General features: G+C 45.5%; 10 protein-coding genes. 4 read left to right on the forward strand and 6 right to left on the reverse strand.

Annotated elements, in window-relative coordinates:
• Positions 1 to 96: 96 nt before the first annotated feature.
• On the forward strand, positions 97 to 561 hold the full coding sequence (locus tag AYW75_RS10430; protein ID WP_067099187.1) for a hypothetical protein: 465 nt from the start codon (positions 97 to 99) through the stop codon (positions 559 to 561).
• Here AYW75_RS10430 and AYW75_RS10435 read toward each other — a convergent pair.
• The 3 genes from AYW75_RS10435 to AYW75_RS10445 are packed head-to-tail and all read right to left on the reverse strand — an operon-like array spanning position 536 to position 4096.
• Positions 536 to 1171 carry an ATP-binding cassette domain-containing protein gene (locus AYW75_RS10435; RefSeq protein ID WP_067099189.1) on the reverse strand — a complete coding sequence of 212 codons (636 nt, stop codon included), beginning with the start codon at positions 1169 to 1171 and terminating at the stop codon, positions 536 to 538. The two genes, AYW75_RS10430 and AYW75_RS10435, sit on opposite strands and share 26 nt — an antisense overlap.
• The gene (locus AYW75_RS10440) at positions 1165 to 2856 is read right to left on the reverse strand and encodes an ABC transporter permease (RefSeq protein ID WP_067099191.1); all 1692 of its coding nucleotides are present in this window, start codon (positions 2854 to 2856) and stop codon (positions 1165 to 1167) included. The genes AYW75_RS10435 and AYW75_RS10440 overlap by 7 nt, the downstream gene beginning before the upstream one ends.
• A gap of 19 nt (positions 2857 to 2875) precedes the next feature.
• Positions 2876 to 4096, reverse strand: a complete 1221-nt coding sequence (locus AYW75_RS10445) for an ABC transporter substrate-binding protein (protein ID WP_067099193.1) — start codon at positions 4094 to 4096, stop codon at positions 2876 to 2878.
• A gap of 163 nt (positions 4097 to 4259) precedes the next feature.
• Between AYW75_RS10445 and AYW75_RS10450 the strand changes: the two genes are divergently transcribed.
• Genes AYW75_RS10450 through AYW75_RS10460 form a run of 3 tightly spaced genes read left to right on the forward strand, consistent with a single transcriptional unit; the run spans position 4260 to position 8693 of the window.
• Positions 4260 to 5402 carry a succinylglutamate desuccinylase/aspartoacylase family protein gene (locus AYW75_RS10450; RefSeq protein WP_067099195.1) on the forward strand — a complete coding sequence of 381 codons (1143 nt, stop codon included), beginning with the start codon at positions 4260 to 4262 and terminating at the stop codon, positions 5400 to 5402.
• Positions 5403 to 5427: 25 nt separating this feature from the next.
• Entirely contained in the window at positions 5428 to 7722 is a 2295-nt protein-coding gene (locus AYW75_RS10455; protein WP_231886189.1) for an ATP-dependent helicase, read from the forward strand.
• An 11-nt stretch (positions 7723 to 7733) separates the two neighbouring features.
• The gene (locus AYW75_RS10460) at positions 7734 to 8693 is read left to right on the forward strand and encodes an isopenicillin N synthase family dioxygenase (RefSeq protein ID WP_067099199.1); all 960 of its coding nucleotides are present in this window, start codon (positions 7734 to 7736) and stop codon (positions 8691 to 8693) included.
• Between the two features lie 76 nt (positions 8694 to 8769).
• Here the strand turns inward: AYW75_RS10460 and AYW75_RS10465 are convergent, their stop codons facing one another.
• From AYW75_RS10465 to AYW75_RS10475, 3 genes are all read right to left on the reverse strand, one after another.
• Complete coding sequence (locus tag AYW75_RS10465) at positions 8770 to 9528, reverse strand: SDR family NAD(P)-dependent oxidoreductase (protein WP_067099200.1); 759 nt, start codon at positions 9526 to 9528, stop codon at positions 8770 to 8772.
• Positions 9529 to 9609: 81 nt separating this feature from the next.
• Positions 9610 to 10383, reverse strand: a complete 774-nt coding sequence (locus AYW75_RS10470; protein ID WP_067099201.1) for a class II glutamine amidotransferase — start codon at positions 10381 to 10383, stop codon at positions 9610 to 9612.
• Positions 10384 to 10450: 67 nt separating this feature from the next.
• Positions 10451 to 12118 (reverse strand): methyl-accepting chemotaxis protein, encoded by a 1668-nt coding sequence (locus tag AYW75_RS10475; protein WP_067099203.1) that lies wholly within the window; start codon positions 12116 to 12118, stop codon positions 10451 to 10453.
• Positions 12119 to 12228 lie beyond the last annotated feature (110 nt).

The raw sequence follows: 12228 nt of genomic DNA on the forward strand, positions 1-12228 counted from the left end.
TTTCATTGCGCCGCTATAGCTTACACGGATTATTCACCAATTCACTCATAATAGTTGCTACTGTATAAGCTTATCCTTTAAACAATGGAGCTGGATATGAATATAAAGAAATGCTTAGGTTTGTGCGCGACAGTGATGCTGCTAACCGCTTGTGCATCGGGATCTCATATTGTCACAGGAACACAGCGACCAGCGATTGATGTGAGGGTGGTAAAGGTCTATTCCGAAGCACCCACGACAGAATATGAAGTCATAGGAAGTATCGAGGCCTCGAGCTCCCGTGGAATGACGCAACAGGGGCGTATGGATTCTGCGATCGAGGCTTTAAAAGAAGAGGCCGCAGAAATAGGTGCAAATGGCGTTATCATCAGCAATCTACCCAATCCCAGCGGTGGGGTTTCCACGCAAATCTCGACAGGAATTTCAGGTGGTTCACGAGGATTTTCGTCTGGATTGGGGACTGGAATCACAATCCATCCCGCAGAGATTAAAGGCACCGCGGTTTACGTTTTTGATGTGGCCGAGTTGCCGTCTATTAAGAATCCGATGTTAACTCAATAGTCATGTTGCCTAGTGCTTGAGCATCGTCTTTATCGTGGGTAACTAAGATGGCTGGAATGTTGGCTTCTTTTATACATTGGCCAACCAAGGCACGCATTTCTTGGCGTAGTGTTTGGTCAAGTTTGCTAAAAGGTTCGTCGAGAAGCAGTGCTCTGGGGTTGGACAATAGTGTTCTAAGTAAAGCAAGCCGGGCCTGCTGACCCCCAGACAATTCCTGAGGCAGGCGGCTACCATAACCAGGTAAGCCAATTTCGTTCAGTTTCTCGTTAACAATCTGTCTGCGCTCTGTTTTAAGAGCCTTTTGGTCTAATGCAAACAGCAGATTTTCTTCTACAGTCATGTGTGGAAACAACAGTGGGCTCTGTTGGAGCAGACCTAAGTGGCGTTGTTCGGCAGGCAGGTTGTCGATTCGTCTAGTTTGTAACCATATTTCCCCTCGACCGGTTAGCGCCCTAGGTAGTGTGCCTGATACATACCCTAGCAAGCTTGATTTACCCACTCCACTTGGCCCCATCAATACCAAACACTCCCCTTGGTTGACCGTTTCGCTTAGGGTGTTTATTAAAACCCCGTTTGGGCTTTCAATGAATATAGACTGTAATGTCAGCATAAAGCTCTCTTTAACGTAAGGCGCCATGTTGTCCAATAGCGCGGCAAAAGGGTGGCAAGATAAAAACAAATTAATGGTAAAATTGCTTGTGCTAGCGCTAACACACTGACCCATTTTCGATTGCCTGATGAGGCTCTTGCAACTGCTTCCGTTGTGAGGGTATTGATACGACCTTCACCTGCAATCAGTGTTGGTAAATATTGCGCCATACTTACGGAAAATCCAATCGCAAGTGCTGCTCCAATTGGGGCTTTCAATAAAGCGAGTTTGACCTGCCAGAAATTTCTAACGGGGGTTGCCCTAAGACGATTGGCTTGTTCCAAATAGCCTTGATCAAACGCTAAATAGGGGGCCTTCAATGTCAGGTATACATAGGGCATGGTATATAATGTATGCAGCCCAAGCACACTCCACCAAGTACCATTCCAGTCCAAATACAGCAGTCCAACTTGAATACCGAACAACAGTGTTATCTGCGGTAACAGAATGGCACTGAAAACAATGATGACGGCGAACTTTTGCTTTGGTCGAAATCGTTCAAATTCTAATAAAACCAGTGCTAAGCCAAGACTGATAAAACTGCTGCATAAGCCAAGAGAGAAAGATTGAGTGCTTAATTCAATCAGGTTTTGACCCGCACGAAAGACGTTATCCAGAGTGAAACTGCTGGGCCAGTTGTCTGGAAAACGCCAGCGACTTGTGAAGGCCCATAACGGTAAAACGAAAAGTGCGAGTATCGTTAAAGGAAAAATAACCATAGCACCCAGCATTCCGGCAAGTGTCGTCCAGCGTATCGATGATCTGCGCTGACCTAAAAGACTCAAACGTTTTCTGACTAAACCATAGCACCACTCACTTAATAACCAGAATGCAATGCATGCAGCCACACTGAAGGCCAATATCAATGCTGCAGCACTTGCTTGGCCGCGTAAGCTTAGTGAAGGATCATTAAACCAGCGTAACAAAGTAACGGCTAAAGTAGACGGGGTGTTGGGCCCAATAATCGTCGCGACATCAACAACGGTTAGGTTAAACGCTAACACCATAAATACCGGCAAGCGTACCAGTTTGAACAGCTGTGGTAACAGGGTGAAATGCCATGCGGTGATCGAGTCGTAGCCTAGTAAGCGTGTGGTGAGTAAGGTTTTATTCGGTTGCAGTTGTGATAACGCTGCTGCCATGGCAAACACCAGATAAGGTGTTTCTTTTATGACTAAGGCAATGATAAGGGCAATGCCTTCAGGGTCCTGCACTGTTAGCCAGTTTGGTGGTCTGTCAAACTGTGTCAGCCAAGGGCTAATCATGCGAACCAACCAACCTGATGGCGACAAAACAAACAGAGCGCCAATCGTAATAGCAGCATGCGGGATAGATAAAATGGGGGTGATGGTGCTTTGTAAGCGTTGAAACCATCGCGTTTCATAGGTGCAGACCACTAAGCTGCTAGCAAACCAGTAGGACAAAACAGTTGCCAGCACCCCAGTGAAAACACTGAGCTTTAAACCTGACCAAAACTCTGACTGGTTTAAAAGCTCGCGCCAGTGAACTAGAACAAACTGAGATGAGCCTAGTGCTGGATCAATGCCAAAACTGGGTAATAAGACGCCCAATAAGCCAAGTAATAGAGGGATAAAAAATCCCCCTATGATCACCCAGTACAGCAGCTGATTCGCACGATGTCCCATATAGACCTATCAATCAGAATTATTGTGCGTAGCGTGAGCGCCACTCCGTTTCAAGTGCTTCCATCCAAGAGCTGTGTGGCTCGGGTAGGGTGGTACCCAGTTCATCTAGGCTCAACGTTGCAATACCCTTAGGTAATGCATCAAAAGCGGCTTGTTGAGTTGGTGCGAGTTTCTGGTAATCGAGCACTGTTAAATCGCCCCAGACCGTCGGGTTTTGTTTATATGCTTGAGCTTCAGGCGACAATAAAAAGTTGGCAACGACCTGTGCGCCCGCTTTGGCATCGCTGTTATAAGGGATTGCCACGAAATGAGTATTACCAATCGTGCCAAATTTGAAAACGTATGAACGCACGGTGTCCGGTAAATTACCTTGGTCGATTTGAACCGAAGCTGCTGATACATCAAAACTTAATGCTACGTCAATTTCACGATCATCCAGTAAGCGCATCATTTCTTGACTGTTGGCAGGGAATGCTGCACCGCGTCGCCATGCCACAGGATGCAATTTATCTAAGAACTGCCAAAGAGGGGCGGTCACTTGGTCAAAGTCTACTTCAGAAACCGGTTTAAGCAATAAGACAGGATTACTTGTCAGCTCGTGCAGTGCTTGCTTTAAAAAAGTAGACCCTAAAAACTGTGGGGGCTCTGGATAGGTGATTCGACCAGGGTGCTTTTCTGCGTAAGCCAAGAGTTCACGCATTGACCGTGGTGGCTCTTCCAGTGTTGCGGTATCGTACATGAAAATGACTTGTGCCATGCCCCAAGGTGATTCCATGCCTTCCACTGGGGTCCCAAAGTCTTGAGATAAACTTTGACGTGCCTCTGGATTTACATACGCTGCGTAATTGGGTAAATCGTTTGAAAACGGCCCATATAGCAAACCATTTTCTTTCATAGCACGGAAATTTTCGCCATTGAGCCAGATCAAATCCACCGAACCACCAGAATTTTTGCCTGCAGTTTTTTCAGCCAAAACTCGACTAACCGTATTGGCGGCATCATTTATTCGGACATGTTTGAGCTCAACCTGATACTCGCTTTTAACTCGATCGGCGACCCAATCTATGTAAGCGTTAATGTTCTCTGCACCCCCCCAAGCATTCCAGTAAACAGTTTGACCTTTAGCGTGTTCGAGCGTGTTATCCCATTCGCTGTTATCCGTTTGCGCGAATGACAAGGTGGCTACACTTAACCCCATTGCTAAAATACAGGCTGAATAGAGGGTGTTCAGTGGCTTCATTTATGGCTCCTTAACGGTTTTGGTTCATCTATTAGACGTACAAAAATGTGTTTTCTTACAAGGATTTATTTTTTATTCGATTACGCTTTAGCGTACCATGACGTCCTAAAAGTAATCATCTGATTTTGCTTTTTTCAAAGACCTGGTGAAAGGATGAAAGAATATGAGCCATCAAGTGTATTCTCACACACTGCCCAGTGCGACGCCGGGCACTCAGAGAGTGGTCAAAGCGCACCACTTTGGTGAACTTGGATCACGTCCGAAAATATATCTTCAAGCTGGGCTTCATGCAGATGAATGGCCAGGCTTTTTAGTGCTCAACAACTTAATCAAAAAACTGATAGAAGCCGATGAAAAGGGCCTGATCAAAGGGGAAATCATCATTGTGCCGGTGGCGAACCCAATTGGTCTGGGGCAAAATTTTCATGGCTACATTCCCGGGCGGTTTGCTTTTTCAGACGGCGGTGGAAATTTCAACCGTAATTGGCCCCAATTGGGTGACAAGGTGGAACGACGAATTCACGAGCAAGTGACCAGTGATATTGAACAAAACACGGATTTAGTGCGTCAAGCAATTCGACAAGAGTTAATGGCTTTGCCTGAAAACAGCGAATTACAAGGACTGCGTAAAACCTTATTGGCGCTGTCCATGGATGCCGATGAAGTGATTGATCTGCATTGTTCTGGTGAGGCGTGCATGCATGCTTATGTCGCGCAAGAGTTTGAAACCTACTTTGCGCCTTTGTTAGGGCTGATGGGTGCCGACGTAGCGTTGTCAGAGCTTGAGACCGGTGCACATTCTTTTGATGAAACCAATGCCAGTATTTGGCGACATTTAAAAGCGCACTATGCACATTTAATACCTTGGGGATGTCGGTCATTAACATTAGAGCTTCGTGGTGAAAACGATATCTCTCACGATTTTGCTGAACAAGACGCCAGCGCTTTAATGAAGTATTTCATTTATCGCCAAGTGCTTGAGGGGGAAGCACCTAAGATTGACAGCCGTCAAGTGACGTTCTATCCGCTCGATGCGATGGATTTAGTCAAGGCACCAGTAGCCGGTATCGCGTGCTTTAATAAGTCGTTAGGTGAGGCTGTTGAGGCTGGCGAAGTGATTGGTGAAGTAGTTGATTTGATGGCCGATGACGTGATGCAAAGTGCCCATCCATTGATCGCCCGAGCGGACGGAGTGTTCTTTGCTCGTTTTCAGCGACGCTTAGTCGTTTGCGGTGAATCGATTGCTAAAATCGCCGGACGTGAGCATTTAGCGTTCCGCGAAATTGGTCATTTGTTTGAAGATTAAATAACGTCACAGATAGTAGGTGAACGTGAGCGAATATTCCTATACCGCAGAGCAGAATGCGGTCATACAACACGACTTAACTCGTCATGCCAAAGTGATTGCTGTGGCAGGTGCCGGAAAAAGTACAACTTTGATTGCTCGCATTACGCATTTGCTTGAGCAAGGTGTTGCCGCTGATAAAATTGGCGTGTTTATGTTTAATAAAAGCGCTCAAGAAGAATTTAATGGTCGCTTGGCCAAAGCGCTCACGCCATTTGGCTCGGCGCGTGTTCCCAATGTCATGACCTTCCATGCGTTCGGCATGCGTTTAAGCCGCCGCCTAGAGCAGCGTCAATTATTACCCACCGCCAAGCTTGTGACCGATGAGTTCTCTTTGGTAAAACTGATTCGTGAAGCGCGTCACCGCTTAATGCGCGAAAACATCGAGTTAGAGCTGCATGATGAGCGTGATTGGTTGGAAGACTTCCTGCTATTTATTGATCAAGTGAAAGCGGCCAGTATTACAGCACAAGAAGTATTTGAAAATGGCAGTTGGTCAAAAGAGTGCCGTCACTTTGTGGCACTCTATGATCAACTGGAAAGTCTAAGGAAGCAGTCTAATCTACGCTTTTTTGCTGACTTATTGGCGGACCCGTTTCAATTAATCCAGCACGCCGATTCTGAGCAACGACATTTGATTCAGACCATGGCACCAGAGTACGACTACCTTCTGATAGATGAATTTCAAGACATCAACCCTTGTCAGTACGAGTTGCTAAAAGCGCTTTATCAAGATCGCGCTCAGTGGATGATTGTCGGCGATGTGCAGCAATGTATTTACGAATGGCGCGGCGCTTCGCCAGACATTATGGCACGTCAGTTTGACACTGATTTTGTGACGGTTGATGCCTACCCATTAGCTTGTAGTTTTCGTTTTGGTCACAGTATCGGCATGATGGCGACCTGCGTGGTGTCACAGAATAATGTGCAACAGCTTGTATTAGGGCATGGAGCACAAACCGCCGTGGATTTTGCTCGTTCGGATTTGCCTGGGCGAGCGTTGTTAGGTGAGCTGAAAAATTGGCATGAACAGGGTGGTGATTTAGAAAGCTGCGCTGTATTAGTGCGTTTATACAGCGACATGGTCCCGGTGCAACTCGCCCTGATGCATAAAGGTGTTCCGTATCAACTTCACGGTGATTCCCCATTACTGGAAAATCGCCAGATTCGTATGCTGATGGCATATTTGTCTGTCATGGCAGGAGGTTTGCAAGATACTTCGCTGTTTTATGATAAAGCGGATGTTGAGTACTTGGTGACTGTGCCAAATGCCACAAGTGGGGCTCAAGATCGAAACCGACTATTGACTCAAGCAAGACAAAGCCCTCACTTAATTCCAGAGCTATTAGAGCGCCTAGCTGATCAAACAGAGGGCTGGAAAGGCAAGAAAATCGCCGATCGAGCAGATTGGCTGCGCAGCTTGAGTTTATATAAAAATGATCCTGCCCAAGGATTATTGCAAACCATCGATAAGTTAGGCATTTATCGCTACTTTGAGCACACCAGCAGCAAAGACATTCAAACCCAAGAAAAGATCGCCACCTGCGAGTCTTTTATGAGTTATGTGCGTGGTATGGCGAGCGATGCAGGATCGATTATCGCACAATTGGTCAAACTTAATGAACAGGATCAGCAGCATACGCATGGTGTTCATCTGATGACCATTCATAAGTCAAAAGGCTTGGAATTTGACTTGGTGATGATGTCCGGATTGCAGGAAGGTCGCTTTCCCTATTATGACGATGATTTAAGCAGTATTGATCGTCAAGCCGCCGCTGAAATGCAGGCCGAGCGACGTTTGTTTTACGTTGCGATGACGCGTGCTCGAAAGCGCTTGGTGTTTTTAGAGAGTCCCTCTGGCGAAGATGTGCGTCGTTTAAGCAGTGGTGGCTTAATCGGTGGGGCAACACGCTCGGGTAGCATGAGTCGTTTTATTTATGAAGCTCAGCCAGTGCCCATACAAAAGATGAGTTTGCATTGGCATGATAAAATCCCCTTAGAGTTATCGGCTGACTTAGATGATGTTCTACAAACGTATCTTGCCGAGCTGGGGGATGATGCCCCCAATGTGACATTTAAACAGTCTAAGACAGCTGTAAAAGGTGCATTAAAAGCCGGAGATAAAGTGCGTCATGAACAATACGGTCAAGGGGTAATCGTACGTCAAGAAGACACAGGCAAAAAAATGATCTATGTCGACTTCGCTGAAGAAGGCTTAAAACGTTTCAATCCCAAGCATACACGGCTAGTAAGGCTGGCCAGTCGCAACAATGAAGTATAACCGGAGTGAAAATGGGTATTCCATTAATTGATTTCTCGAAATTAACCAGTCCAGATAAAGTCGTCCGCAATCAAGAAATACGCTCACTTGATAGCGCCTGTCGCGAAATAGGCTTTTTCTATCTTATCAATACCGATCTCGACACAGCTTTAATGAAGCGTATTATGAAAGCGGCTAAACGTTTTTTTGATCAGCCGTTAGAAGATAAGCTAGCCATCGACATTAAAAACAGTATCAACCATCGGGGTTATGGTGCGGTTGGTGAAGAACAACTTGATGAGCTTAATAAGGCGGATTGGAAAGAAACATTTGATATGGCGTTAGACCTGCCAGCAGACCATCCCTTGGCGCTTAAATACCCCAAAATGTATGGGCCTAACCAAAATCCTAACGATCCAGTGGTGTTAGAAACACTGCATGATTACTATTTAACTGCGTTCAATGTGGCTCACCATGTTCTAACAGCTATGGCCGATGCTTTAACGTTAGAGTCAGACTTTTTTACTCGTTGCTTTAAAGACCACGTAACGGTGTTGCGAATGATCCATTACCCACCTCGTCCATCCGTTAATCATGATAATGGTGCTGGTGCTCATACAGACTACGGCTGTATAACGTTGCTGCTACAAGACGAAATAGGTGGATTAGAGGTAAAGCACCGTAATGGTGAGTGGATCAAAGCAACGCCAATGGAAGGGTCGCTGGTGGTGAATATTGGTGACTTAATGCAACGCTGGACCAATGATGAGTACACGTCTACTGCTCACAGAGTGCGAGCATCAGAGGCAGATGTACACCGTTATTCATTCCCTTTCTTTGTTGAGCCCGACTATGAAACAAATGTTGTCTGTGTTCCGTCATGTCAAAGCAAAGAGCAACCAGCGAAATACGACCCGATCTACAGTGGTGATTGGATTCAATCACGCTTTGATGCGACGTATGCTTATCGTGAAGACCATGAGCCAGCTTAATTAGTAGGCTTATAACGTTAAAACGCACTGTTTCATGAGAAAAGTGCGTTTTTTATAGATCTATTGTATCTAGAACTTAGTGGGCTAAGTAGCCACCGTCTACTGGGTAATAGCCACCCGTAACAAAAGAAGCACCGTCGGACGATAGCCATGCAACCATATGCGCAACTTCTTCGGGTTGTCCCAGTCGCTTCATCGCATGCTGAGATGCAAGCGCTTCAATCATGCTTTGATCTAAAGAGTCATCTACCAAAGGCGTATGTATGAACGCAGGTCCCACGGCATTTACGCGAATTCCTGATTCTGCATACTCCAGCGCGGTGGATTTGGTTAATCCAATTAGCGCGTGTTTAGTAGCGGTATAAGCGGACGCGTTGGCGAAACCCACTTGGCCAAGGATTGATGACATATTGATAATACTGCCACCACTTAATTGGGTCATGTATTTCAGTGCGGCGCGTTGGCAGAACATTGCGCCATCTAAATTGACGGCCATGACCTTACGCCAATCTTCGTCAGTGTAGTCGCCATTCGCTTTTAGTGGTCCGCCGATGCCTGCGTTATTCACCAAAATATCCAATCGACCAAATTCTTCCACCGTGACACGCATGGCCGCCTCAACGGAACTGGACTCAGAAATATCGACTTCAACAGTTAATACTTGATCTTCATAATCAGAGAGCACTTCCATAGCGGTTTGTAGCGCGTCTTCGTGTAAGTCCCAGATAGCAACAGCAGAACCAGAACTTGCTAACAGTTTGGCACAAGCCAAGCCAATGCCAGAAGCGCCGCCAGTGACGACGGCCACCTTACCGATAAGATCGTAATGAATCATCAAGTTACTCCATTAAACTGTATTGTGTATGTCGAACCTATGTCGCATATCGACATTGAGGGCAATCATGATTGGATTTTACTACAGTGTAATGTTTAACGCTTTACTCTCGTAATGATCAATGCCCACTTTGACCATATGTCCACTTTGGACAAGCTGCCAGCCATCACCTGACAGATCTAATGGTTCTGAGCCAATGACTACATGTTCTTCAAACTGCTTATAGTATAAAGAGGGCGCGTACTCGTCACTGGAAAATCGTATTGCCCACATGTTTTGACCATCGGATAGCATGCTGGTGAAGCGAAGAGGCTCTGCAATCCCTTTTTCTTTCATTAAAGTAAGAATCATTTGCAGTGTTTGGGTGACCGCTTGCACTGGGTCTTTATTAAGGCCGTTTGCAATCATCAATAAGAAAATGGCTTCAGAATCGGTGCTGCCACGACGATGATTATAAAGGTGCTCGGGTATCCACCGATCAATTTGCCAGCGAACTTGCTCGTACATTCCAATTTGACCGTTATGCATAAACAGCCAGTTTTTGTAACCAAAAGGGTGGCAATTTGAGCGAGCTGTGGAGGTTCCAGTGGAGGCCCTTACATGAGCAAAGAAGAGACCACTTTTGATGTGCCTCGCAAGGCTTTTTAAATTGCAGTCACTCCAAGCAGGTAATATTTCATGGTAAAGCCCCGGTTCTTCGCGTTCGTCGTACCAACCCAAACCAAACCCATCAGCATTTACGGTGACTTCAGATTTGCGGGCACTCAAGCTTTGGTGTATCAAAGAGTGGTCTGGTTCAAACAGCCACTCTTCTAAATAAATAGGCGTACCTTGATAGGCCATCCAACGACACATACAACCTCCGTCAAAAGTCAATTATAGGAGGGTAGACTACTAGAACTACCCATATAATGTACTTTTATTACACCTTAAAGTAAGCAATCTTACTAGTCAGTTGTGAAGCAAGAGATGCCAACTGGTCTGATCTGTCACTGATGGCGTTAATCGAATTATTCGTACGTTCCGCTATTTCTGTGATTGTATCAACGTTGCGTCGTACTTCAGTTGTAACCGTGGCTTGTTGCTCGGCTGTTGCTGATATTGCGTCATTCATTGTTCGAATCTGTGAGATGGCTTGACTAATGTCAGAGAGGGTGGCGCCTTCTTCACGAACTTGGCTTACCGCATTTGTTGAGCGCTCATGACTATGCTTCATAGCTTCAACGGCTTGTGTTGTACCTGTTTGCAACTGTTGGATCATCGCTTCAATTTGTTGAGTTGCATTTTGCGTATTTTGTGCCAAATGGCGCACTTCATCTGCGACAACAGCAAAGCCGCGACCTTGCTCCCCTGCTCGGGCGGCTTCGATCGCAGCGTTTAATGCAAGGAGGTTTGTCTGTTCAGCAATACCCAGAATGACATTCAAAATGTTATTAATTTCATCCGTGTTTTGTTTCAAATCGGTGATGGTGTTGGATGATTGACTGATTTCTTGTGCCAGTGCTTCAATGGTAGTGATAGTTGAATGAACAATGCGCATGCTGTTATCCGCTGCTGACTCAGCGTTATGGGCGGCTTGGCTTGCTTCTGTTGTCGACTCAGATACATGTACAGCGGTGCTTTGAATCTCATGAATAGCATTGGATATATGAGCGGTTTCAGTTCGTTGCGTGCCTACCATTTGTGTTGATTCATCAGTGATTCGGTTTAAATCGTTTGCTGCATCGGTAAGCGCTAGGCTAGAGGTTGAAACATCTTGCATGATGTCTCTTAATTTATCGACTAATTGGTCGAAGGCATTTTCGAGGGTGCCAATTTCATCTTTTCGGTCACTCGGGTGCTCGTTTCGGACTAAGGTCCCTGATGCCATTTCCTCAGCACGTTTAACCGCTTTTTTAAGAGGGTGAACAATGCCATTAATGATCATCAAGCTTAAGCCTAGGCCAATAAGAATTAAAACCGCAGCGACGCCTATATTGGTGTACAAGCCTTGCTCAAGTTTTGTCGATTGGTGTGTTGCTATTTGAATGTTGTACTCGTCAATAGTGGAGATAATGCTTTCCATGCTGGTATTAATGGTGGTTAGCATACTGTCTGCATTTCGACGAGCCTTGTTGGCTTGCATGGTTTTAAGTTGTAGCCACCACTCATAAGTCTCAGTGCTTGCATTTAAAAACTCAGCTTGTTGTGACTCAAGTGTTTCAATTTGACTGTTCAGTGAATCAAGCAACGCATTGGCAGGTAAAAGGGCTAACGAGCCTTTCACTGATTCAAGGCTACTTTTTAATTCAGCCGAGTAGGTTTGGAAATTATCAGACGATTCCTTAATCAGTTCTACGCCGTATCCCCCAATCGTTTTCGCGATTGATACTTGGAAGTACCCTCGCTCAAATTCTACCGTTTGCTTTAACAGCAGTTGTCGGGTTTTTTCTAGGTCTTTTACCAGTGTCAATGTATGCGAGGAGACCGACTGTAAGTCTTGAGCAACAGTTTTGCTGGTCAAAGCAGAGTTGATGGCAGTGATGAGGATGGCGATAGTAAAGAGCAGAACGAGTGATAAGATCTTTGTTTTTACGGATAAGCTTTTCATGGGGAGGCCTTTATAATAATGCTTTTGATTTCAGGCATCACAGTTCCAATGTGATGTCTTTATCTATCCATAAATGCAAGATTAATTCCAGTTTTTCTTTAGTAATCAGT

Origin of the sequence: Marinomonas atlantica (assembly GCF_001639725.1) — a bacterium.
Lineage (GTDB): Bacteria > Pseudomonadota > Gammaproteobacteria > Pseudomonadales > Marinomonadaceae > Marinomonas > Marinomonas atlantica.